At 70.4% G+C, this 22,265-nt stretch carries 26 protein-coding genes; 11 read left to right on the top strand and 15 right to left on the bottom strand.

Annotated elements, in window-relative coordinates:
• Positions 1 to 20: 20 nt before the first annotated feature.
• The 3 genes from C5B99_RS14615 to C5B99_RS14625 form a co-directional block, all read right to left on the bottom strand.
• Complete coding sequence (locus tag C5B99_RS14615; RefSeq protein WP_104243323.1) at positions 21 to 914, bottom strand: LysR family transcriptional regulator; 894 nt, start codon at positions 912 to 914, stop codon at positions 21 to 23.
• Positions 915 to 981: 67 nt separating this feature from the next.
• A complete protein-coding gene (locus C5B99_RS14620; RefSeq protein ID WP_219819654.1) occupies positions 982 to 1,773 on the bottom strand; it encodes an alpha/beta hydrolase in 792 nt (263 codons plus the stop codon).
• Between the two features lie 50 nt (positions 1,774 to 1,823).
• On the bottom strand, positions 1,824 to 2,357 hold the full coding sequence (locus tag C5B99_RS14625) for a quercetin 2,3-dioxygenase (protein ID WP_104243325.1): 534 nt from the start codon (positions 2,355 to 2,357) through the stop codon (positions 1,824 to 1,826).
• A 184-nt stretch (positions 2,358 to 2,541) separates the two neighbouring features.
• Between C5B99_RS14625 and C5B99_RS14630 the strand changes: the two genes are divergently transcribed.
• Positions 2,542 to 2,826, top strand: coding sequence for a hypothetical protein (locus C5B99_RS14630; protein ID WP_219819656.1), 285 nt, complete (start codon positions 2,542 to 2,544; stop codon positions 2,824 to 2,826).
• Between the two features lie 46 nt (positions 2,827 to 2,872).
• Positions 2,873 to 3,637 carry a maleylpyruvate isomerase family mycothiol-dependent enzyme gene (locus tag C5B99_RS14635; RefSeq protein WP_104243327.1) on the top strand — a complete coding sequence of 255 codons (765 nt, stop codon included), beginning with the start codon at positions 2,873 to 2,875 and terminating at the stop codon, positions 3,635 to 3,637.
• Between the two features lie 34 nt (positions 3,638 to 3,671).
• Here C5B99_RS14635 and C5B99_RS14640 read toward each other — a convergent pair whose 3' ends face one another.
• The 4 genes from C5B99_RS14640 to C5B99_RS14655 all read right to left on the bottom strand — a co-directional run bounded on the left by C5B99_RS14640 (position 3,672) and on the right by C5B99_RS14655 (position 6,918).
• Positions 3,672 to 4,847 (bottom strand): Gfo/Idh/MocA family protein, encoded by a 1,176-nt coding sequence (locus C5B99_RS14640; RefSeq protein WP_104243329.1) that lies wholly within the window; start codon positions 4,845 to 4,847, stop codon positions 3,672 to 3,674.
• The gene (locus tag C5B99_RS14645; protein ID WP_104243331.1) at positions 4,844 to 5,689 is read right to left on the bottom strand and encodes a sugar phosphate isomerase/epimerase; all 846 of its coding nucleotides are present in this window, start codon (positions 5,687 to 5,689) and stop codon (positions 4,844 to 4,846) included. The genes C5B99_RS14640 and C5B99_RS14645 overlap by 4 nt, the downstream gene beginning before the upstream one ends.
• A 103-nt stretch (positions 5,690 to 5,792) precedes the next feature.
• Positions 5,793 to 6,377: a TetR/AcrR family transcriptional regulator gene (locus tag C5B99_RS14650; protein WP_181058041.1), complete on the bottom strand. Its 585-nt coding sequence runs from the start codon at positions 6,375 to 6,377 to the stop codon at positions 5,793 to 5,795.
• 61 nt (positions 6,378 to 6,438) lie between these two features.
• The gene (locus tag C5B99_RS14655) at positions 6,439 to 6,918 is read right to left on the bottom strand and encodes a hypothetical protein (RefSeq protein WP_104243335.1); all 480 of its coding nucleotides are present in this window, start codon (positions 6,916 to 6,918) and stop codon (positions 6,439 to 6,441) included.
• A 198-nt stretch (positions 6,919 to 7,116) separates the two neighbouring features.
• On the opposite strand from C5B99_RS14655, the gene C5B99_RS14660 reads away from it, so the two are divergent.
• Complete coding sequence (locus C5B99_RS14660) at positions 7,117 to 7,962, top strand: PhzF family phenazine biosynthesis protein (protein WP_104243337.1); 846 nt, start codon at positions 7,117 to 7,119, stop codon at positions 7,960 to 7,962.
• Positions 7,963 to 7,999: 37 nt separating this feature from the next.
• Here the strand turns inward: C5B99_RS14660 and C5B99_RS14665 are convergent, their stop codons facing one another.
• On the bottom strand, positions 8,000 to 8,914 hold the full coding sequence (locus C5B99_RS14665; RefSeq protein ID WP_258063378.1) for a pentapeptide repeat-containing protein: 915 nt from the start codon (positions 8,912 to 8,914) through the stop codon (positions 8,000 to 8,002).
• Positions 8,915 to 9,085: 171 nt separating this feature from the next.
• Between C5B99_RS14665 and C5B99_RS14670 the strand changes: the two genes are divergently transcribed.
• The 3 genes from C5B99_RS14670 (at position 9,086) to C5B99_RS14680 (ending at position 11,810) form a co-directional block, all read left to right on the top strand.
• On the top strand, positions 9,086 to 10,039 hold the full coding sequence (locus C5B99_RS14670; protein ID WP_104243341.1) for a metal ABC transporter substrate-binding protein: 954 nt from the start codon (positions 9,086 to 9,088) through the stop codon (positions 10,037 to 10,039).
• A gap of 71 nt (positions 10,040 to 10,110) precedes the next feature.
• Positions 10,111 to 10,836, top strand: coding sequence for a metal ABC transporter ATP-binding protein (locus C5B99_RS14675; protein ID WP_258063379.1), 726 nt, complete (start codon positions 10,111 to 10,113; stop codon positions 10,834 to 10,836).
• Positions 10,833 to 11,810, top strand: coding sequence for a metal ABC transporter permease (locus C5B99_RS14680; RefSeq protein ID WP_104243345.1), 978 nt, complete (start codon positions 10,833 to 10,835; stop codon positions 11,808 to 11,810). The genes C5B99_RS14675 and C5B99_RS14680 overlap by 4 nt, the downstream gene beginning before the upstream one ends.
• A 12-nt stretch (positions 11,811 to 11,822) precedes the next feature.
• On the opposite strand, the gene C5B99_RS14685 is transcribed toward C5B99_RS14680, so the two are convergent.
• Positions 11,823 to 12,572: a metal-dependent transcriptional regulator gene (locus C5B99_RS14685; RefSeq protein WP_104243347.1), complete on the bottom strand. Its 750-nt coding sequence runs from the start codon at positions 12,570 to 12,572 to the stop codon at positions 11,823 to 11,825.
• Between the two features lie 134 nt (positions 12,573 to 12,706).
• Entirely contained in the window at positions 12,707 to 13,048 is a 342-nt protein-coding gene (locus C5B99_RS14690; protein WP_181058043.1) for a tryptophan synthase subunit alpha, read from the bottom strand.
• Between the two features lie 147 nt (positions 13,049 to 13,195).
• Between C5B99_RS14690 and C5B99_RS14695 the strand changes: the two genes are divergently transcribed.
• Both C5B99_RS14695 and C5B99_RS14700 read left to right on the top strand, forming a co-directional pair.
• Positions 13,196 to 14,803 carry a cell wall metabolism sensor histidine kinase WalK gene (locus tag C5B99_RS14695; RefSeq protein ID WP_181065031.1) on the top strand — a complete coding sequence of 536 codons (1,608 nt, stop codon included), beginning with the start codon at positions 13,196 to 13,198 and terminating at the stop codon, positions 14,801 to 14,803.
• On the top strand, positions 14,800 to 15,456 hold the full coding sequence (locus C5B99_RS14700) for a response regulator transcription factor (protein WP_104243351.1): 657 nt from the start codon (positions 14,800 to 14,802) through the stop codon (positions 15,454 to 15,456). Before C5B99_RS14695 ends, C5B99_RS14700 begins: the two co-directional genes overlap by 4 nt.
• 123 nt (positions 15,457 to 15,579) lie before the next feature.
• Here the strand turns inward: C5B99_RS14700 and C5B99_RS14705 are convergent, their stop codons facing one another.
• From C5B99_RS14705 to C5B99_RS14725, 5 genes are all read right to left on the bottom strand, one after another.
• Positions 15,580 to 15,951 (bottom strand): hypothetical protein, encoded by a 372-nt coding sequence (locus tag C5B99_RS14705; protein WP_104243353.1) that lies wholly within the window; start codon positions 15,949 to 15,951, stop codon positions 15,580 to 15,582.
• Entirely contained in the window at positions 15,948 to 17,225 is a 1,278-nt protein-coding gene (locus tag C5B99_RS14710) for an aminoglycoside phosphotransferase family protein (protein ID WP_104243355.1), read from the bottom strand. The genes C5B99_RS14705 and C5B99_RS14710 overlap by 4 nt, the downstream gene beginning before the upstream one ends.
• A gap of 102 nt (positions 17,226 to 17,327) precedes the next feature.
• Entirely contained in the window at positions 17,328 to 17,654 is a 327-nt protein-coding gene (locus C5B99_RS14715) for a hypothetical protein (protein WP_146080598.1), read from the bottom strand.
• Between the two features lie 236 nt (positions 17,655 to 17,890).
• On the bottom strand, positions 17,891 to 18,439 hold the full coding sequence (locus C5B99_RS14720; protein ID WP_104243358.1) for a type 1 glutamine amidotransferase domain-containing protein: 549 nt from the start codon (positions 18,437 to 18,439) through the stop codon (positions 17,891 to 17,893).
• Between the two features lie 134 nt (positions 18,440 to 18,573).
• Positions 18,574 to 19,551: a DNA topoisomerase IB gene (locus C5B99_RS14725; protein WP_104243360.1), complete on the bottom strand. Its 978-nt coding sequence runs from the start codon at positions 19,549 to 19,551 to the stop codon at positions 18,574 to 18,576.
• A 203-nt stretch (positions 19,552 to 19,754) separates the two neighbouring features.
• On the opposite strand from C5B99_RS14725, the gene C5B99_RS14730 reads away from it, so the two are divergent.
• The 3 genes from C5B99_RS14730 to C5B99_RS14740 all read left to right on the top strand — a co-directional run bounded on the left by C5B99_RS14730 (position 19,755) and on the right by C5B99_RS14740 (position 21,907).
• Positions 19,755 to 19,985, top strand: a complete 231-nt coding sequence (locus tag C5B99_RS14730; protein WP_104243362.1) for a hypothetical protein — start codon at positions 19,755 to 19,757, stop codon at positions 19,983 to 19,985.
• Between the two features lie 279 nt (positions 19,986 to 20,264).
• The gene (locus tag C5B99_RS19065; RefSeq protein ID WP_146082017.1) at positions 20,265 to 20,501 is read left to right on the top strand and encodes a hypothetical protein; all 237 of its coding nucleotides are present in this window, start codon (positions 20,265 to 20,267) and stop codon (positions 20,499 to 20,501) included.
• 653 nt (positions 20,502 to 21,154) lie between these two features.
• A complete protein-coding gene (locus C5B99_RS14740) occupies positions 21,155 to 21,907 on the top strand; it encodes a hypothetical protein (RefSeq protein WP_104243366.1) in 753 nt (250 codons plus the stop codon).
• The last annotated feature ends 358 nt before the right edge of the window (positions 21,908 to 22,265 follow it).

The raw sequence follows: 22,265 nt of genomic DNA on the forward strand, positions 1-22,265 counted from the left end.
CGCGGCTTGGCCGGGCCGGGTCAGTTCGAGAGCTGGCCTCGCATGAGCTCGCGAAACACGGGCACGAGCGGGTTGTCGCTCGAGCGCAGCGTGCACATCATCACGGTGACGGGCTCGATGTCATCGATCGGCACGAACACGACGTCGTCGCGCTGGTAGTGGTGGGCGGCGGAGCTCCCGGCGATATTCACGCCAGCCCCCGCGGCGACGAGCTCGAGCAGGCCCTCCATGCTGTCGGCGGATGCGCCCGGCACGATCCTCGTCCCGTCGACCCGCGGGCTCACCACCCACCAGTCGAGGATCTCCTGCGGTCCGGCAGAGGCCGCGACGAACACCTCGTCGTTCGTCTCCAGGATCGAGACCGACGAGCGGGCCGCCAGACGGTGCCCCGCCGGAACCACGAGCATGCGTCCCTCCGACCAGAGGGGCTCACAGGTGACCTCGTCGGACGCGCTGACGGGTGACGGCGCCAGCACGACGTCGACCCGGTCGCTGACGAGGTCGTCGACGACCTCGAAGAAGCCGGTGCGGCGCATCTCGAGCCGCGCATCCGGAACCCGCTGCAGCATCGAGGCGATCGCCGACGCCGCAAGGGAGCCTGTGGCGGAGGCTACGACGCCGAGCCGAAGCTGCGGCACCGCCTGCTCGCTCGCGAGGCGCTGGGCCCATTCGAGGATCTCCCGGTGGTCGTCGCGGAGCCGCCTGGCGAGCGGCAGGAACTCGACCCCGAACGAGGTGAACGTCAGCGGGCGCGATTCGCGGTCGAACAGTCTGACCCCCAATTGCCGCTCGAGGCGGCCGATCTGCTGGCTCAGGGAGGGGGTGGCGATGCGGATCCGCTCGGCGGCTCGACCGAAATGCAGCTCCTCGGCGAGCACGCAGAAGTACTGCACGGCGTGGATCGGGATGTCCATGCTCAGAGACTAGACGGGCGCGCGTCGCCGGATGCGGCGGCGGCAGAGGGCCCCCCGGGAGGCCCTGTCAGCTCGCGCTCTCCGGCGGCCCCGCGTGCAGTGCCAGGAACCGCAGGGCCGGAGCCACGACGGTCTCGAGGTCGTCGAGTCCACGCCACATGTGGTCGGCTCCTGCCACGAGCTGCAGTTCGACGTGCGCGCCGACCGAGTGGAGTGCATCCCGCAGCAGCAGGCTCTGCTCGCTCGGCACCATGATGTCGTCGGTTCCGTGCGCCAGGAGGAAGGGCGGCACCCCGGCGTGCACGGCGCGCACCGGGCTCGCCGCTGCAGTGAGCTCGCGGTGCTCCGCGAGGGGCCCGCCGATGAGCAGCTCCTCGCGGCTCGGCTGGACTGGCGCACCGGGCGCGCCGATGGGCTTCGGGATCGCCGCGAGCTCGCTCGGTCCATACCAGTCGACGACCGCACGCACGGGCGTGCCAGGTACAGCGGCTGCGAGCGCTGCGAGTTGCCCGCCGGCAGATTCGCCCCAGAGCGCGACGCGCGTGGCGTCCAGGCCGAACGTCGCGGCGCCCTCGTCGAGCACCCAGCCGATCGCTGCTTCGACATCGGCGAGCTGCGCCGGGAACCTCGCCTCGCCGCTCAGCCGGTAGTCGACCGACGCGACGGCCCACCCCGCACGGGTCAGACGCCCGAACGTCTCCGCCTCGGCGCGCCCCGGGCAGAACACGCGGCGACTCCCCCGGAACCACCCGCCGCCATGCACGAACACGATGACGGGTGGGCGTTCCGCCTCCGGCAGGTGCAGGTCGAGGGTGAGCGGCCGGAACCCGGGAGGCTCGGAGAAGATGATGTCGCGCACGACGCGAGCGTGCGCCGGTGTCCGCTGCTCGCCGGACTCTGCCGCCGTGATCAATCGAACAGCTCGTATCCCTGCACGAAGTGCACGTCGTGCTTCGCACCCTGCGTGCCGAACACGGCGGGCTCCGGGATGTGGAATTCCGCTTCCTCCGGAATGCCGGGCTTCGACGTGGGCCGCGCCACGGCCCGGAAGAAGTCCGTGAATCCCGCGCTCGTGACGCCGAAGATCTTCCCCGTCCGCTCGATGCGGTACGAGTGGATGGTGTCCTTCGGCACGAATCCGAAGCCCCCGGCCTCGAGGACGCGCGTCTCGCGGTTGCCCTGCCGGTCGTCGATCCACAGCCGGATGGCCCCCTCGAGCACGAAGAACGTCTCGTGCGTCTCAGCGTGGAAGTGCGGCGGGACGGGCCTGCCTGGGCGCCCCTCCGTGACGAACGCGTCGAACTGGCCCGTGGTCTGCGGCGAGGTCGTGAGCAGCGTGAAGAGCTGGTCGAAGAGCACGAGCTTGTCGCCTTCGGCGGCGTCCATCAGATACGGCAGCGGAGCCGCGGGGAGCTGGCTCTCGATCGGGGCGAATCCTGACATCGGCAACCTCCTTGTTGCGGGCCGGTCGGCCCTCGTCGTCAACCCTCGCAAGTCCTGGCGCCTTGCGCGACGGGGTCCTGCCTAACGGACGTGAGCCAGCTCCTAACGGGCACGTGCCCATCTGGGGCGGAACGCGCCGGCGTAGGCAACTACCATCGGCTTCCATGAGTCGCGAAAGAGCAGCATGACGGGGCCGACCGCACCTGCCCCAGGCGTCGGCGACCCCGACGGGCAGGGGCCGAACGGGTCGCCCGCCTCGCCGCCGCCCTCCATTCACGTGCGCGCCGTGCTCACGTGGCTGGCGATCTTCCCGCTCGTCGCCATCACGTCGATGCTCGCGGAGCCCCTCGTCGGGTCCTGGCACCCCATCGCCCGGGCCTGCGTCGTGACGCTCGTCGTCGTCCCGCTGGCGGTGTACCTCGTCGTGCCGTCCTTCGTGAAGCTCTACGGGCGCATCCGCCGCCGGTGACCGGTCGAGCCACCGGCGCGGGAGGTCGACTCTTTAGGATCTGAGCATGCGCCACGCACAGTTCATCGACGTGACCGCGGATGCGGCAAGCGCGTTCGCGGCGCTCCTCGCCTCGGCAGACCTCGCGACCCCCGTCCCCTCCTGCCCTGGCTGGTCGCTCGCCGAGCTGACCGAGCACCTCGGTGGCGTGCACCGGTGGGCGCGCGCGCAGCTGCTCGGCGGTGGCCAGCAGGTCGAACGGCTGACCCCAAAGGCGCCGATGGATGACCGGGGCGCGCTGGTCGCCTGGTTCCGCGAGGGCGCCGCGGAGCTCGTGGCAACGCTGCGCGAGCTGCCGGAGGACGCGCCCTGCTGGGCCCTCTACCCGCCGGCCCGCGCATCCACCTGGGCGAGGCGGCAGGCCCTCGAGACGACCCTGCACCTCTGGGACGCGACCGACAGCCTCGACATCGCGGCACCCATTCCGGCCACGATCGCGGCGGCCGGCGTCGCCGAGGTCGCGCACGACATGTACCCGAGGCAGGTGTCGCTCGGGCGGATGCCGTCGCTCGACGAGCGCGTCGAGCTCGTGCTGCGGGGCCTCGGCGCGAGCGCACCTTTGCGGGTCCGGCTCGGCCCGATCGGCGAGGTGGTGGCCGGTGAGTCCCGGCCCACCGAGACCACCACCCCAGCAGATGCGACGCTCGAGCTCACCGCGGAGGACGCGCTGCTGCTCCTCTGGAAGCGACGCGAGCTCACGACGGTGGACGCCCGGCTCACGGGCTCGGCCGCGGCACTCGAGCGGGTGCTCGCGCACCCGCTCGCCCCGTGAGACCCGCGAGCGCCGCGACAGCGTCAGGCGCTCGCTAGCTGCTGAGCGTCGCCGCGAACGGGTCTCGCTGGTGATCGACGAGCGGAACCCGCTCGAGCGTGCTCTCGATGACGACGACCTCGCCGGCCGCCGCCGACTCCGCGATGGCGAGCATGGTGTCGAGCACGTGCAGGGCGAGCTCGCCGGTCGCGACGTGCGGAAGCCCCTCGCGGATGCCGCGGGCCATGTCGAGCGTGCCGTACCCGCGCCCAGTGACCGTGCCCTCATCCGGGTACTCCTCCCAGCTCGGCTCGAGCGTCTCCGAGTACTCCTGCGGATGGCGCGCCACTCGCGTGCCCCCGTCGGCGTGGTTCGGGTCGGGGGTGATGAGCATGCCGCCCGGGCCGATGATCTCGACGGTGCCCATCTCGGCGAGCGGGGAGTCGTTGCTGAAGGTGAGCTGCGCGCTGGCGCCGCTCTCGAAGGTGACGAGCGCATCCACGTGCGTGAGCACCTCGACGGGGAACGACTGGCCCGCGTTCGGGCCGAGCTTCACGGTGCGGGCCTCCTTGGCCGTCGAGCCCGTCGCGTACACCTTCCTGACGGGGCCGAACGCGCTCACGAGCGTCGTCACGTAGTACGGCCCCATGTCGAGCAGTGGGCCGCCGCCGCGGGCGAACAGGAACGCCGGGTTGGGGTGGAACAGGTCGGGCCCCGAGTAGCGCATCATGGTGCGGGCCGTGAGCGGGGTGCCGATGATGCCGCTCGCGAGGTGTCGGAGGGCGGTCTGGATGCCCGGGTTCAGCACCGTGTCGGGTGCGACTCCCACGCGCAGGCCGGCCGCGTCGGCCGCCTCGAGCAGGGCCTTGGCCTCCTGGCGGTCGATGCCGATGGGCTTCTCAATCCACACGTGCTTGCCCGCCGCGATGGCGTCGAGCGCGACCGGGACGTGGGCGGCCGGGATGGTCAGGTTGATGACGATCTCGACGTCGTCGTTCGCCAGCACCGAGGCGGGCGAGCCGGAGAACGGCACGCCGTAGCTCGCGGCCTTCTCCGCGGCGAGGGCCTCGTTGAGGTCGCCAAGCGCCACGACTCGCACGTCGGGGAAGCGCGTCAGGTTGTCGAGGTAGGCGTTGCTGATCATGCCGGTGCCGATGATGCCGACGCCGACGGGGCCTCGCCTGACCGACTCGCGGCGCACGTGCTCGCTGCCGAGCTGCTCGCTGCTCATGCGCGGTTCTCCAGGTAGTCGAAGCTGGCGGCGATCGCGGCGAAGATGTCGCCGTCGAAGTGGTCGAACTCGATGACGGCGAACTCCGCCGACGGGGTGGCCGCGAGGGCAGCCTCGAGCGGGATGGCACCTTGACCGGCCGGGACCTGGCCGAGCCCCGACGGGTCGAAGGGAGCATCCGCGACGAACGGGTTCTCGACCTGCGGGCCGTCCTTGATGTGGAGGGCCCTCACGCGGTCGCCGAGGCGTTCGAGCAGGGCTGGCGCGTCCACTCCCCCGATGTGCGCCCAGTACACGTCGACCTCGAGCACCACCTCGTCGTCGAGGAGCCCCGCGAAGTACTCGAGTGCGGGGACGCCCTCGATGAGGGTGCTGAGCTCCCACGCGTGATTGTGGTACCCGACGCGGAGGCCGTGCTCGGCCGCTGACCTGGCTGCCTCGTTGAGGGCGGACGCCGTCGCCTCGACGGCTTCGCGGGCCGACCAGTCGAAGACTGCAGGGTCGATGACGAGCTCGATGCCGAGCTTCTTCGCCGCCTCGAAGGTGGCGGCGTGGCTCGGCACCGGCGTCGTCACGCCCTCGCGAGTGACCTCCTTGGCGACGAGCATCGCGTGCCCCGTCGGGGCCGCGATGCCGTGTCTGGCGAAGGCCGCCGCGAGCTCGTCGGCGCGGTCGACGAAGGCGAAGGCTTCGACGTTGCGCAGGCCGATCTCGCCGAGGCGCGCGAGCGTGCCGTCGAGGTCGGCTTCGAGGTGCGAGTTGACGCTGTACAGCTGCAGCGAGGTCGCTGGCCGCTGCGCTCCCGTTCGAGTGGGGGACGCTTCTGGTCGAGTGGTGGGCACGGTGACTCCTGTGTCGGTGGGCGTCCGCCCCGTCGCGGTTCGCTCTCCTGGAGACGCTACTAGAAAATTGCCAGTTGGCAACTTTGAGTCTGCCTGGCCAGTCTCAGCGGTCCTGACCGAGACGCTCGAGCAGCCCGAGCGTGGCCGCGACGTCAACGTCGGGCTCGAGGAGCCACCGCACCTGGAGCCCGTCGGAGGCCGCCATGATCAGGTCGACGAGCATGGACGCCTCTGCGCGGCGCCCCTCGGGAAGGGCAGCGAGCTGACCGTCGATCTCGCCCGCCAAGCGGGTCCTCGCCCGCGCGAACCGCTCCGTGAAGAAGACCTTCGCAGGCCCATCCCCCGGTTCGACCGACTTGGCGAGCATCTCCGTGAAGAGCGAGACCATTCCGGGGAACTGCACGTTGAACTCGGCGCTGAGCCGCATCCGCTGCACGAGCGACACCGAGGCGGGCATGCGCCCCTCGTTGACGTGGTCATGCTCGCGGATCACCGCGACGAGCAGCCCCTCACGAGAACCGAAGTAGTGGGTCAGCATGCCGTGAGAGACGCCGATGGACTCGCCGATCGCGCGCAGGGAAGCGCCGCTCGCTCCGGTCACGCGGAGGGTCTCGTAGGCCTGCGCCAGGATCTCGCGCTTCCGCTCGACACCCTTCGCGTACTGCCCCCGCGCTCCATCTGCTGCCACGCCAAGCATCGTAGCCGGGGCCGGGGCCGGGGCCGTCGCGGACCCTCTGCGAACCCCTTCACTAGGCTCCGCCGCTTGGCCTCGCCTCGTGGTGGCGCGCCCCGTGCGTCCGGCGGTCCTCCTTCATCGCCGCTTCCGCCAGGTGCCGCCTGCCAGCCACGAGCTGCTCGCGGGTGGCCCGCTCGGCTGCTCGGAACGGCTCCCAGTAGGTGTCGTCGTAATCCTCGACGATCTGGAACGTCCATCGCCCCTCGATCACATTCCGGCCCACCAGCTCGGCTTCGAGGCGATCCGCGACCCCCGCGTGTCCGGCGTCGCGCAACGCGTCGGACGCCTCACCGAGGGCGAGGTCGGCGGCGCCGGTCAGCCGGTGGAACCCGTAGAGAAGCCCACGCGCCTGGTCGACCATCTCGAGGGCCTCGGTGAGCTTCCCGACGGCCGCGATCGTCGCCTCATCGACGCCCTCGGGCGGAAGGTGCTCAGCACCTCGACGCCCCCTCGGGTCAGCATCGGTTCCTGGAACGCTCTGGTCATCGCTCATGCTGTGATTCTGTCGACCGCGCCTGGACGGCACGTGGGTTCCCTCGGGGCTCGTGGATCGCAAGTCCAGCGAGGCCGGATTGGCACGAGCGCTCCGAGTGGACCCGTCGTACGGTTGCGGCACACGCACCTTCCTCGCTCCTCCCTCACCCGTCGTGGCACCTCTTCCGTGCCACCTCAACCCCGAAAGGCCCACCTCGTGCCCACCTCGCGCCCCTTCGCCCAAGTCGACGTCTTCTCGGAGTCCCCGTACCTCGGCAACCCGGTCGCCGTCATCCTCGATGGCGCAGGCCTCACGGACGACGAGATGCGGCACATCGCACGGTGGACGAACCTCTCCGAGACCACGTTCGTGCTGCCGACGACCGACCCAGGAGCCGACTACCGACTACGCATCTTCACCCCTGGCGGGGAGCTCCCCTTCGCCGGCCATCCGACCCTCGGTTCGGCACACGCATGGCTCGAGCGGGGCGGCACTCCGAAGAACGCGGGGCGTGTGGTCCAGGAGTGCGGCGCCGGCCTCGTCGAGGTGCGCATCGACGAGGGACGCCTGGCGTTCGCCGCTCCGCCCACGCTGCGGAGCGGCCCGTTGGAGCCCGAGCTCCTGGCTCGCATCGTCACGGCGTACGGCATCAGCGCAGACCAGGTCACCGCCCACCAGTGGATCGACAACGGACCGGGGTGGGCCATCGTTCAGCTCGCATCCGCGCAAGAGGTACTCGACCTCGACCCCGACCTCTCCCTCCTGACTGAGGCCATGGTCGGAGCCGTCGGCGCCTACCCTCCGGGGGCACCGCACGCCTTCGAGCTGCGCAGCTTCGCACCCGCCATCGGCGTGGACGAGGACCCTGTCTGCGGCAGCATGAACGCGTCGACGGCCCAGTGGATGCACCGCACGGGCACCGCTCCGGGTTCGAGCTGGCGAGTCTCCCAGGGCACGCGCCTCGGCCGTGCCGGTGACATCACCGTGACCGTCGACGACTCCGGGGCCGTCTGGGTCGGTGGCGCCACGACGACGCTCTTCTCGGGCACGGCACTCGCCTAGCAGCGGCTCGCGCCGACCCAGCCGGCAGACGCGGCCCCTACCCCCAGTGGCGGGGTCGCGTGAGCGACTCGGGCAGCTGCGTGGCATCGTCGCCGAAGGCGGCCGCGAGCTGCGGCTGCGTCAGGTGCAGCACGTGGCGCAGGTCGGCCCCGTGCAGCTCGGCATCCCTCAGATCGGCGCCGAGGAGGTCAGCCCAACGGAGGTCGGCGCCCCGGAGCTTCGCCGCGATGAGCAGGGCACCCCGCAGCTCGACCGCCCGCAGGTCGCTGCCCGAGAAGTCCGTGCCGAGGTACACGCCGCGGGGTTCGATCCGTGACCAGGCGCCGGATGCCCGGCGCCGCGGGACGTGCATCCGTCGCACCTCGCGACTCACCGCGCCGAGCAGCTCGCCGGCGGCCGGCCGGCTCGTCTCGACGGCGGCGCGCAGCGAGGCCAGGTCGGGCGAGGCGGCCTGCGCGTCGACCTGATCGAAGAGCGTGTCGATGCGTCGCAGCAGCGCGCGATCGGCAGTGCGACGCCTTGCCTCGGCCAGCAGCCACAGCACTTCGTGCAGCTGGCGCACGAGGGGGAATACGGCGAACATGGCTTCCCGCAGGCCCTCGCCCTCCCGCCAGTCGCCGCCGCCGAACGTCTCCTGCGTGACCCGTTGCCCGGCGCCGTGGCACTCGAAGACGGTGCAGCCGCGGTATCCGCGCTCGAGGAGCGCCGAGTGGATGCCGCAGCCGAGGTTCTCGTCGAGGTTCCGGCACGGCTTTCCGGCGGGCTTCTCGTGCGCGAAGTCGTCACCGCGCGAGAAGGCGAGCGCCGAGCAGCAGAGGGCGACGCAGTTGGCGCAGTCGCTCCGGAATCGCGCGGTGTCGGCGCTCGCGCCGCGCCCGTTGCGCGCCGTTCCACCGGGCATCGGCACCGTGGGCCGGTGCCGCAGCGGTTCGCTGAATTCACCTGGAGACATCGTGGCGTCAGCCTACGTTTCCGTGCACGCGTGCAGCTGTGCACGGCCGGGTCACGACTCCCCGATCGCCGAGCGTCGCTGGTTCGAGCAGCGGATCGTCCGCGAGCAGCAGCCAAATGTTCGGCGCACCGAACATTGATCTTCTGGCCACCGTAGCGCTATGCTCTGGTCATGCTGACCCCCGCGCTGCGCGCAGCCCGACGGAAGGCCGGCCGCATCGTCGCGGCGGGCCTCGCCCTCGTCACGCTCGCGTCCCTCACCGCCTGCGCCCCCTCCACTGAGGGCGAGGACAACCGGCCCGTCGTCCTCACGACCTTCACTGTGCTCGCCGACATCGCGAGGCAGGTCGCCGGCGACGAGCTCCGCGTCGAGTCGATCACGAAGGTCGGTGCCGAGATCCACGGCTACGAGCCGACCCCCCTCGACATCGCGAAGGCGTCGGAAGCCGACCTGATCCTCGACAACGGCATGAACCTCGAGGCATGGTTCGAGCAGTTCGTCTCCGGCATGGAGGTCCCCCACGCCGTGGTCAGCGAGGGTGTCGAGGAAGTGCCCATCGCGGGCGACGCCTACGCCGGCCTCCCGAACCCCCACGCGTGGATGTCGCCCCTCAACGTGCAGCTGTACGTCGACAACATGGTCACCGCCTTCTCCGACCTCGCCCCCGCGAGCGCGAGCGTCTTCGAAGAGAACGGCGCCGCCTACAAGGCAGAGCTGCAGGCCGTGCACGACGAGCTCGTCGCGGCGATCGACCCTCTCCCCGCATCGCAACGGGCCCTCGTCACCTGCGAGGGGGCCTTCTCGTACCTCACGAGAGACGCCGGGCTCGAGGAGGTCTACATCTGGCCCGTCAATGCCGAGCAGCAGGCCACCCCGCAGCAGATCGCCGGGGTCATCGATCATGTGCGCGACAACGACGTTCCAGCCGTGTTCTGCGAGTCGACCGTGTCGGATGCGCCGATGCGGCAGGTCGTCGACGCCACGGATGCGGAGTTCGGCGGCACCCTCTACGTCGACTCGCTGAGCGAGGAAGACGGCCCCGTGCCGAGCTATCTCGACCTCATCCGGCACGACGTCGACACCATCGTGGCCGGACTGACCAGCAAGACGGGAAGCGAATCGTGAGCGCAGCATCCAGCCCAGCATCCACTCCTCGGGCCGACGCGGGGCCATCAGCGGGCGGGGCCGCGCCCGCCATCGAGGTCGACGCCCTCACCGTGCACTACGGGGAGGTGCTCGCCCTCGACCGGGCGAGCCTCTCCATCGCCCCAGGCAGGGTCTGCGGGCTCATCGGCATGAACGGCTCTGGCAAGTCCACGCTGTTCAAGTCGATCATGGGCGTCGTGCGCCCCGATTCGGGCACCGTCCGTATCCTCGGGGGCTCCTCGGCGGATGCGCGCAAGCGGGGCAGCGTCAGCTACGTTCCCCAGAGCGAGCAGGTCGACTGGGACTTCCCCCTCTCGGTGCGCGATGTCGTGATGACGGGGCGCTACGGGCACCTCGGCATCACCCGGAGGCCGCGGGCGCGCGACCATTCGGCTGTCGATGCCGCCCTCGAGCGCGTCGAGCTCTCCGAGCTGGCGGGTCGGCAGATCGGCCAGCTCTCGGGCGGTCAGCGCAAGCGCGCCTTCGTGGCCCGCGGCATCGCCCAGGAGGCCGAGGTGCTGCTCCTCGACGAGCCCTTCGCGGGCGTCGACACCCGCTCCCAGGCCACCATGACGAGTCTCCTTCGGGAGCTGGCAGGGCAGGGGGTGTGCATCCTCATCGCCACCCACGACCTGGGCTCCCTCCCAGAGCTGGCCGACGAGGCTGTGCTCTTCAACCGGCGGGTGCTGCTGCACGCGAGCCCCGAGGAGATCATCCGTCCCGAGAACCTCGCCCTCGCCTTCGGCATCGAGACCGGAACGGGGGCGGCAGCATGAACCTCGTCGAGCTCCTCCTCGAACCCCTCGGCTACGAGTTCATGGTGCGGGCCCTCATCACGACCGTCATCACGGCCGTCGTCTGCGCCCTCCTCAGCTGCTGGCTCGTGCTCATCGGGTGGTCGCTCATGGGAGACGCCGTCTCACACGCCGTCCTTCCCGGGGTGGTGCTCGCCTACATCGTCGGGGCTCCCTTCGCGCTCGGGGCGCTCGCCTTCGGGCTGCTCGCCGTCGGCCTCATCGGCGTAATCCGCGACACCAGCAGGGTGAAAGAGGACGCGGCGATCGGCATCGTCTTCACTACCCTCTTCGCGTTCGGCCTCGTACTCATCTCGGTGACGCCGAGCCAGACCGACCTCAGCCACATCCTCTTCGGCAACCTCCTCGGCGTCAGCCCCACCGACCTCGTGCAGATCGGCATCCTCGCCGCGATCGTCGCCGTCGTGCTCCTCGTGAAGCGGCGAGACTTCACCCTCGTCGCGTTCGACGCCACCCACGCCCACGCGATCGGCCTCAACCCGCGCGTCCTCCGCGGCGCCCTCCTCGGGCTGCTCGCACTCACCGCCGTTGTCGCCCTGCAGACGGTCGGCGTGATCCTCGTCGTGGCGATGCTCATCATCCCCGGGGCGACCGCGACGATGCTCACGCGCAGCTTCGCGCGGATGCTCGTCATCGCCCCCATCGTCTCCGTCGTCTGCTCGGCGGCGGGCCTCTACGCCAGCTACTACCTCGACGCCGCCTCCGGCGGGATGATCGTGCTCGCGCAGGGCCTCGCCTTCCTGCTCGCCTACCTGCTCTCCCCCACGCAGGGCCTCGTCACGTCGCGGATCCTCGCGAGGCGTCGCTCGAGGGTCAAGAGCGCCGAGGCGAGGGGTGCCACAGGGACGGATATCGAAGGGGCGGCTGCCGAGACGAAGACCGCCTGGCGTCCCGACGCTCTAGCTTCCCGACGTTCCAGATCTCCGAAGCTCTAGATCTCCGAAGCTCTAGGCTTCCGTCACCCAGACGGCTCGAGCGGCGACGGGCCCGAGGGCGAACGGAGCCGCGACGCGCCCCGCCGAATCGGCAGCGCCAGCAGCACCTGCGGCGGTGTCGCCTTCGCCGTGATCAGCGACCGAGTCCACGTCCGCCACCGTGAGCAGCATCGACTCGGAGTACGGGTCGCTCTCGCCGATCTCGAGGCGCGCCCCGACCGTGAGGCCCTTCGCCGCGAAGTACTTGAGGAGTTCGGCGTCCGAGTCCGAGATGCGCTCGACGACAACCCGCTTCCCTGCCTCAAGGCTGCTGAGCAGAACGGCCTGCGGGATGCTCACCTCGCCAGCGGCGGACGGGATCGGGTCGCCGTGCGGGTCGCGTTCGGGATGCCCGAGCATCGCGTCGATGCGCTCGACCATGAGGTCGGAGACGGAGTGCTCGAGGTTCTCCGCCTCGTCGTGCACCTCATCCCAGCCGTACTGGAGCACCTCCACGAGGAACGTCTCGAGGAGCCGATGCCTGCGGATCATGGTCAGCGCGTGGGCGCGACCCTCGGTCGTGAGGGAGATGCTGCCGTAGCGGGCATGCTCGAGGAGCCCCTGATCGGCGAGCTTGCGGATGCCCTCCGACACCGTCGAGAGCCGCAGCTGCAGGCGCTCGGCGACGATCGTCGCCGTGACGGGCGCATCCGACCACTCCTGGAGGCTCCAGACCACCTTGAGGTAGTTCTGCGCGCTCACCGAGAGTTCTGACACCGACATGCCCACAAGCCTACGGGCAGGGGAAGCTCCGGAGCCGCCGACCGAACCTGCAGCAACGGGCAGAGCCTCGGCGCACGGCATCCAGGCCCAGCGCCCAGCGCCCAGGCCCAGGCCCAGGCCCAGGCCCAGCAGCCTCAGACGGTTCGGGCGTTCCAGCGGTCGCCGAAGCGGCTCCTTCCGGCGAGCATGGTCCACACGGTGGGCCCGAGCGGCGGGTACTCGGTCGCGATGCGACGCATGAGCTGCGCGTCATGCTCACCGCTGGAGGGGGCTTCGTCTCCGCCCCGCTCGAGGGCTTCCGCGCGCATGAGCAGCACGACGAGCTCGTCGACCGTCGGCAGCTCCTGCATGAAGCGCCACGGGTCCTCGCCGCGGCGAGCGCGAGCGTAGATCATGGTCTCGCGCTCGTCCTGCGCTTCGGCGCGCAGGACCTCGAGGCTTGCTCGCCTGGTCAGTTCGTAGCGCTCGGTTTCCACTCGACGAGCCTACGCGCCATGCCACCTTCCCGCTGGGGCTTGTGGAGCGGGACCGGGCGGACGAGTGGGGGCCGCACGGGGGCACGGCTGCGTGAGAGTCTTCTCACCTGCCAGGCTCTGGACTCGTGCGCCCCAGATAATCAGTGGATGCAGGTGACCACGGCGGGCGAGGGGCGGCGGGAGGTGCGGCCCCGCGCTTCGGTGCGGGTTCGCATCCTCGCGTCGATCCTGCTCGTCACGATGCTCGGCATGATCGTCGCCGGCGCGACGAGCTACTTCGCGGCCCGCGAACGCGACCTGAGCGGAGTCGATGAACGCCTCGTCGCCCTCGCGGAGAACGTCAGCGGCCTCGTGAGCGGCACAGACGCCGCCGCGCCCACGACGTCGGACCCGGCGGCCCCGGCCGCCCCTGCCCCCGATCCGGCCCGTTCCTTCTCGAGCAGCACCGAAGCCCTCGAGCTGGTCATGCAGCGCTTCGTCCCGGAACGCAACGAGGGCGCCCTCGGGCTGGTCGACGGCGTGCCGACGTTCATCCCGGCGACGCCGACGCCGTTCTCCCTCGCCGAGGTGCCCGGCCTCGTCGAACGAGCCGTGGCGGAGACCGCCGACGGTTCGGTGCGCATGGGCACCTTCGTCGACGGCGCTCTCGCCCTCCGCTACATCGCCGTCCCCTTCACGGTCGGCGACGGCTCGAGCGACGCGCTGTACCTCGCGGCGTACGACCTCCGGGCCGAGCTCGCCGACACCAACAGCACCTTCCAGACGTACACGATCGTCGCTGTCGCCGCCCTCGCCGCCGTCGGCCTCGTTGGCTGGTTCGTCGCCGGCCGCCTCCTCAGGCCGCTCCGGGAGCTGCGGGAGACGGCGGCGTCGATCACGGGCAGCAACAGGTCTGCGCGCATCCCGGTCGTCGGCAACGACGACGTCTCAGCTCTGACCGCGACGATCAACGGCATGCTCGACCGCCTCGACGGCTCGCTCACCTCCCAGCGGCAGCTGCTCGACGACGTCCGTCACGAGCTGAAGACCCCCATCACGATCGTGCGTGGGCACTTCGAGCTCCTCGACCCGAACGACCCTGCCGACACCACGGCGACTGTGGCGCTGGCCCTCGACGAGCTCGACCGCATGAGCGAGCTCATCGACGACATCGAAGCGCTCGCCGTCAGCGAGCAGCAGGGACTCCTGAGCATCGCCCCCTGCGACGTGCTCGAGCTGACGGAGCAGGTCCAGGCGAAGGCGAGCGCCCTCTCGAGTCACGAGTGGGTGCTCGGTCAGACGGCGCCGGTGGTCGTCGACGTCGACGCCCGCCGCTTGACGCAGGCCTGGCTGCAGCTCGCCGACAACGCCGCCAAGTATTCGCCGCCGGGCTCCAGGATCGAGCTCGGCAGTCTCGTGGATGCGCGCGGCGAGCTCCGACTCTGGGTCCGGGACGAGGGGGTCGGTATCCCCGTCTCCGCGCAGGAGCGCATCTTCGATCGCTTCGGGCGTGCCGAGACGGGCCGCAGCCAGACCGGCTCAGGCCTCGGACTCGCCATCGTGGCGTCGATCGCCCGCGGCCACGGTGGAAGAGTCGAGCTCTCGAGCCGGCCGGGTCTCGGGTCGACCTTCACGATCGTCGTCCCCGCGGACGGATCTGCTGGCCCCGACAGGCCCGGCACCCCTGACCGCTCCGGGGCAAGCGGATCCGATGCATCGAACGGCGCACGACCCCAGCACCCCGAGGAACACCCCCAGGAAGAGGACACCGCATGAGCAGAATCCTGGTCGTCGAAGACGAGGCGCGTATCGCCTCGTTCGTCGAGAAGGGCCTGAAATCGGCCGGGTACGCGGTGGCCGTCGCAGCGTCGGGCACCGATGGGTTCGAGCTTGCCCGCGGCGGCGACTTCGACCTCGTGCTCCTCGATGTCGGCCTCCCCGGAATGGACGGCTTCGAGGTCCTTGACCGGCTGCGCGCCGAGGGGCACACGGTCCCGGTCATCATGCTCACGGCCCGCACCTCGGTCGAGTCCACCGTGCGGGGCCTCGACGGGGGCGCCAACGACTACCTCGCGAAGCCGTTCAAGTTCGACGAGCTCCTCGCACGCATCCGGCTTCGGCTCCGGGATTCGGGGCAGGCCGCCAGCACGGAGCTCACCCACGAAGACCTGCTGCTCGACCTCCGCACGCGCCGCGTGCGGGTCGCAGGCACCGACATCGACCTGTCGGCACGCGAGTTCGGGCTCGCCGAGCAGTTCTTCGCCAACCCCGGGCAGGTCCTCAGCCGCGAGCAGCTGCTCAGCAGGGTCTGGGGGTTCGACTTCGACCCGGGCTCGAACGTCGTCGACGTGTACGTGCGCTACCTGCGCGGCAAGATCGGCTCCGAGCGCATCGAGACGGTGCGGGGCATGGGATACCGGCTGCGCTGAAGCGGGCCCCGGCGACCGTCACATCTCCGCGTCGGCGGCGTGCCCAAGCGCAAGGTCCTGCCGCCGTCAGTCCTCGACCTCGCCGTCCATCGTCGGGGTTGTCGTCAGCCCTCAGCCTCGTCGTCAATCCTCGCCGTCGTCGTCGTCATCATCGTCATCATCGTCGTCGACTTGGGAGGGGGCCACCGGTTCCACGGGCACCGGCGCCTGGATGCCACCCGTCGGCAGCGACGGCTGGAGCGGGCCCGACGACGGGCTCGGTGTCGGCGAACCGGTCGGCGTCGGCCCCGAGGAGGAGGCCGGCGATGGAGTCACGCTGATCGTCGTCGCCGGCGACTGCTCGCCGACGATCGGTCCGAGGTTGACGACCTCGCCCGGCGAGGAGCGCAACGACGTAGCCTGCGCGAAGGTGACCCCCGCGAGCACGATGGCGAGCGCACCGGCCCCGGCGAGGGCCACGACGAGCCAGCGAGGTCGGGGCTTCTCGGCGCTCATCGTCTCGGTTCCTTCGAGAGGGCACTCGCGAAATCGAGGATGCGATCAGGCAGCGCATCGAGCCCGGTCCCTCCTCGCACGGCAGCCCCGAACGCGTGCGAGAGCAAATGCGTGAGGGCGACCGCGCTGGATCGGATACTCAGGTCGGGGTCGTCCGTGATGAGCCCGGATCCGCCCGGCTGGGTCCAGGTGCTGGCGAACTCGCCCCAGGCGAACCTGACGAGTTCCGCGAGCTCGAACGTGGCCGTGCGCAGCTCCGCTCTCCCGCCGAGATCGTGGGTGAGGGCCGTCACGATGGCGTGCGCGTAGAGCCCGCCGAGGTCGTCGGCGAGGTCGCCCACGCCAGCCGTGTCGATGTCGACGACCCCCGTGATCGAAGTGCCGCCCCCGGGGCGGGCACTCGGCTCGACGAAGATCTGCCCAAGGTGCAGGTCGCCGTGCACCGTGCGCGCTGGCCCCGGCCGCGCTTCGGCGAGCGCTTGGCGGATGCTCACCGCGATCCCATCGATGTCGGCCCGTCGCGCGGGGAGCAGGTCGTGGAGCCGCAGCAGGTACCAGTCGAGCCCCATCGTGAGGCTCGCACGGGCTCGTCGTGAGACGGGCGCCGCCCCGATCGACGCGACCAGCGACTGCAGTTCCCCCAGGAACTCGAGCCGAGCCTCAGGAGTGTGGGGCACGTGTGCGTCGGCAGGCAGCCCAGGCATTCGCTCCAGTGCGACGAGACCCGCCTCGCTCCATCCGCGGCTGCGTGGAACGGCGACCCCGCCACCCCCGAGCTCCTCGTGGATGCGGTGCAGCGGCTCTGCGTGCCCCGGCCGGACCACCTTGAAGAACAGCGTGCCGTCCGGGCCGGCAAGACGCAGCACTGCTCGGCGCCCTGGCCGGTAGGCGAGCATCTCGAGCTGGCCTTCTCCGACGGCTCCGAAGCGGGCCGCGGTCTCGCGCGCGGAGTCGGGGAACGCCGTCGCGGGAAGGGCAGGCAGGGCCGGGTCGTGCGGGTATCGCCACACCCTCACCTGCTCGCGAGTCACGGGGTTCTGCACCGTGGTCCAGTTCTGCGCTTCGCCCACCGTCGACGCAGCCGCCGGGTTGGTGGCCGTGTCGATGAAGAGACGGATGCGCTCGTCTGGGCCCTGCTGCGAGGCGAGTTCCACGTCGTAACCGGCGAGCACGCCGTCGCCGCTCGGCTCAGCGCAGGCGAGCGTCACCGACGCCACCTCGCGGCCGGTGCCTGTGGCCACGGCCTCGATCACCTGCCTGGCTGCTGCGAACATGCGCTCCCCCTTGCGGGCCCTGTCGTCGGTCCTACCGCTGAACCTACCGGGGCCAGGCCTCCGCAGCCCGGGAACCGATCAGCTTGTGGACAAGGTGACCCGTTAGGCGCTTGGCACCGAGGGCGGCGTCTGCGCCGACACCGGGCTCTGCGCGCTCACTGGGCTCTGCACGGTCGGCGCGCTGAGCGGAGTCTGGGCCGAGACAGGGCTCGGGGAGCTGAAGACCGGTGTCGCGGTGGGCGACGCACTGCTGTCCGTCGTCGGCGAGGCCGAAGCGGTCGGGGGCGTTGACGGCGTCGAGAGGGCGAGCTGCTCGCCCGGCACGTCGCGCAGCTCGAGGGCGTTGGCGACACCCGCGCCGCCGACCGCGAGGATGCCGAGCCCGAGTGCGCTTGCCGAGCCGACGATGATCCAGGTGTTCTTCTTCATGATGCTGCCTCCTGCTGACTGCCGAGCCGCGAGTTCGCCTCGGTAGACCCAAGCTTCGTGAGCGTTCATGAGACGCACAGTGCTCAGGAGATGAGAGCGCCCTCATCATCGGAGACTCTGGCCCCGGACTCCGACGCGGCCCTGCTGCCCAAACGGGCCGAGTGGCACGAACACGGGTGAGGGGTGGGCGGATGCGCCTGCATCCGCCCACCCCTCACACCGAAGCCCTCAGTGGGTCATGCCGTCTGCCCGCGGTGCTTGCCCTCGGCGATCTCCTCGACGAGCTTCGCGTTGAACGCGGGCAGGTCGTCTGGAGTCCGGCTCGAGACGAGCCCCTGGTCGACGTGGACCTCCTCGTCGACCCACGTCGCCCCGGCATTGACGAGGTCGGTCTTGAGGCTCGGGAAGCTCGTGAGCGTGCGCCCGTCGAGCACCTTCGCGTCGGTGAGGATCCACGCGCCGTGGCAGATCACCGCAACCGGCTTGTGCGCCTCGAAGAAGTCGCGGGCAAACGAGACGGACGCCTCGTCGAGACGCAGGAGGTCGGCATTGCCGACCCCTCCCGGGAGCACGAGTGCGTCGAAGTCCGCTGCCTTCGCGTCGGCCGAGGAAAGGTCGACGGACTGCTCGTGCCCGTTCTTGCCTGTCACGGTGCCGGACTCGGGCGCGACGAGGGACGCGTCTGCGCCCGCCTCGGTCACGGCGCCCCATGGGCTGGTCAGCTCGCTGTCCTCGAAGTCGTTCGTGAGGAGGAAGGCCACGCGCTTGGTGTCGAGAGTCGTCATTGCTGAGTGTCCTTTCGTCGGGAGAAGTGTGCAGCTCGATCCGGACCAGGGTCCCGGCTCGCAACCGAGCAGGCGTCCACGCTCTCGCACCGACCTCCCCGAACCTTGGACGTCTCGTGTGCGCGCCCTGGCCGTCAGCTGGACGAGCCCAGCAGCAGCTCCCGCAGCGCGGCCTCGCCTGAGCCCCTGCCCACCGCGACGACCCGCCCCTCGTCGTAGGCCTCGATGACGCGCGGATCGATGTAGCTCGACCTCGCGACCGCCGGCGTGTTCCCGAGCAGCTCGGCGGTGTCCCGCACGGCCTGCGCCACCAGCGATTTCCGCTCCCGGACGGTGCCCCCGACCCCCAGCTCGGCGAGCCGACCCGCAGCGAAGACCGTGCCGTGGAGCGTGCGGAAGTCCTTCGCCGTGAACTCGCCCTTCGTGCGCAACCTGATGTCGTCGTTCACCTCTCTGGCCGCGAGTCGCCGCCAAGCCCGCCCGTCCTTCCACGCCAGGATGCGGCGCCCAGGAGAGCCGGCGCCCTTGCGCTCCCCCAGGAACGACACGAGCTCGACATCCTCGATGAGGGCACTCCACGGCACCCCGCTCTTGCCTTTGAACTCGAGCAGCACCTGCTCGTCCTGCAGCAGGATGTGCCTGTTCAGCAAGGTCGTGAGCCCCCGGTGCCCGAACTGCTTCGCCGATCTCTCGCTGCCGACCCGCAGGAACGCCGTGTCGAGGAGCTTGAAGCTCGCGGCGAGCGAGGCATCCCTGCCGGAGCTCGCTGTACGAAGGGCTCTCGTCGCGGAGCGCCGCGCCGAGGGGAGCACCCGGGACAGCTCGAGCGCCCGGTCGAAGGTCACGATCTGCCGCTTCGCCGTCCAGTCGGGATGGTAGATGTACTGGGTTCGGCCGAGCGCATCCACGCCGAGGGCGAGGACATGCGCGTTCTCGTGTGGCGCGATGCGCACGTCCCTCCAGGCCGGTGGGATCGCGAGCGACGCGAGGCGCTCTCGGACTCGCGCGTCGACGATGCGCTCGCCACGCTCGTCGCGGTAGCTGAAGCCATTCCCGGCCGAGTGCCGGGTCCACGCCCCTCCCGAGGGAGTCCACCTTCGCAGTCGAACCATGCCCCTTGGGTAACACCCACCACCCCGTTGTGGCAAGGCTTCAACGCTGAGGATCAGATTGGCGTATTTCTAGGAGGTATCAGCTTCCCTGAGATGTCGTGAGAACTCTCCACAGAACTCAGGGAACACCCCTCAGCGCACATGTCAGTGCGCGAAGATGCGACTATCCGTCTGAGACGGTCGCCAACGACGGCAGGAGCCTCATGCCATTCCCCGTTCCACCTCTCACCGCGACGACGCCCGCCGAGGGCCGCGTCGACCGCCTCTCCGAGAACTCGTACCGGGTCGTCAAAGACGGACGTGTCCTCGGCTTCATCAACAAGATCGACGAGCTCTGCGTGGTCTCGGCGGGGTCCGACCCCGGTGCAGCCTTCGAAGTGCTGCAGACCCGTGACTTCGCCCGCGCCGTCAAGGAGCTCCAAGACCGAGCCTGATCCGTGGAATCCCAGCAGCGCGGCTCAAGGTTTCGTTGGAAGGCAGCGGGCCTCGGAGTCGCGTGCGCCGTCGCTGTCTTGGTCGTGGTGAGCGGATGCTCGCCGACCGGCAGTGCGCCGAGCTCAGAATCCAGCACTGGCACGTTCTCGCCGGTCGCAGCGCCAAAGGCTACGGAAAGCCCGGAAGCCTCGGAGGCCTCAACGGCAGAGGACGGCGGGGAGCTCGTCTTCGCCGCCACGGCGGACGACCGCCATTCGTGGATCAGCGCTGAGGCCCGCGTGACCGGCGTGACCCGGACGGGCACGTGCGAGTACACCGCGAGCGCCGAGGGCGTCGACACGATCACTCGCACGGCGAAGGCGCTCAGCAGCAACTACGACACGGTGTGCGGTGATATCTCGTTCGAACTCGGGACGCCCGGCACCTACACGGTGACCGTGACCGTCACCGGAGTCACCTCGGAGCCACTGACCGGGAGCACCGAGGTCGAGTTCCTGGGTTCCACCGCCGGCTGAACGCCCCTTACGGCCTGCACCGCCCGAGGTGCCCGCGCCCGCCCACGCCGCCCGCACCGCCCGAGGTGGCGCGCCCTCGCCGCTGCCCCGCTCTCCTCCTCCGCACCCCGGTCGCGTCCCCGTCGCGCCCACGCTCGTGCCCCCGCCCGCAGGCCCGGGGCTAACGCACCGCGCTCCCGCTCCGCCCTGCGCTCCCGCTCGCAGACCTAGGGCTAACCCACTTCGCACGGGCCAAACGGATGCGCAACCCCCGGGTCTGTCCGCACCCAGAGGCCGAGCTCCACTGTGTTGTCACAGGTGCGCCGATCCTGGAGTTCTCCACAGCCGGTTCGCGGGGTCGCGCGCGGGCGGCGCCGCGCACGTAGCGTCGCCGTGTGGCTCCTCCAGACAGATTTCCGCGTTTTCGCGACCAGCTCCCACCCGAGCTCCGGGGCAAGAGCTTCACGGTGGCGGATGCGCAAGACCTGGGTGTGGGCAGGGGCCGGCTGAGGAACCCGGGGCTGGCGAGACCCTTTCGTGGCGTTCGCGTCGATAGTGGCGCAGCAGATCCGGCTGACGAGCTGGAGTCGTCATCGGCAGCGATTCGCCGGCAGCTCCGAGCCCGTGATCTGCAGTACGCGCCGCTCCTCAAGGAAGCGCACGCTTACGGCGCAGTGTCCGCAGCGCGGATCCTTGGCCTGCCGCTGCCGCTGCAGCTCCTCCGGGATCCGCGCGTCCATCTCGTCGTCCCTGACGGCACGAACGTGCCGCGGCGCCCAGGAGTCACCACCAGAATCGTCCCAGCACGGCTCTGGCGCACGTTCACGTTCGCTGGCGTCGCGCTGCCCCATCCCGCGCTCCTCTACGGCCTGATGAGTCGCGACCTCCTGCGCTCGAACGCCGCCTCAGCGCGGCCGGACCTCCTCGGCTTCGGGGACGCGCTTGTCAGCGGGGCCGAGAACTACCCGAACCGCCGCTGGCACGGAACCCTCGAGACGCCCGATGTCCTGCAACGCTTCGTGGCCGAGTGGTCGCCCGGGTTCGGCGCTGCCCTGCTCCGCGAGATGACGCCGCAGATTCGCGAGAAAGTCGAGTCGCCGTACGAGAGTCTCCTGCGCTTCGTGCTCCACGACTCCGGATATCCGGAACTCACCGTTCAGCACTCTCTGCGTGTCCGAGGGAAGGAAGTCGCGCGCCCTGACTGCGCTGATCTCGAGGCGAAGATCGCCTACGACTTCGAGGGGCTCGGTCATCTGGTGAGTCCGACGCAGTGGAGACGCGACATCCAGCGCGTTCGCCAGGTCACCAATCTGGGCTGGCATTCCGAGCGGCTCACCATCTCAGACCTCTGGCCGGACCCCAGTGCATTCCTTGCGCACGCGCACGCCCTGCGAGAGCGCCGGCTGCGCATGCTCGGCAAGCTGTGACGCCGAGCAGCCCCTGCTGACTCGAGGGCCGAAAGCCGAGGGCCGCGGCACAGACCTAGGGCTCGCGCACGCTCCCAGCCCCGCGGAGGTGCCTCCTCCCCAGGTCTGCACGCGCCAGGCACAGACCCAGGGCTCGCGCACCCTCCCGGCCCCACGGAGGTGCCTCATCCCCAGGTCTGCGCGCCAGGTAGAGACCTGGGGCTCGCGCATCCACAACGCGAGCGGCGCGTGCAGAACCCCCAGGTCTGCCCCATGCGAGCCACAGACCTGGGGCTCGCGCACGCTCCCGGCCCCACGGAGGTGCCTCATCCCCAGGTCTGCGCGCGGGGACGGGCAGGAGGAGAGGGCGGGAGAGGGC

The organism is Pseudoclavibacter sp. Z016, from assembly GCF_002931215.1.
Lineage (GTDB): Bacteria > Actinomycetota > Actinomycetes > Actinomycetales > Microbacteriaceae > Pseudoclavibacter.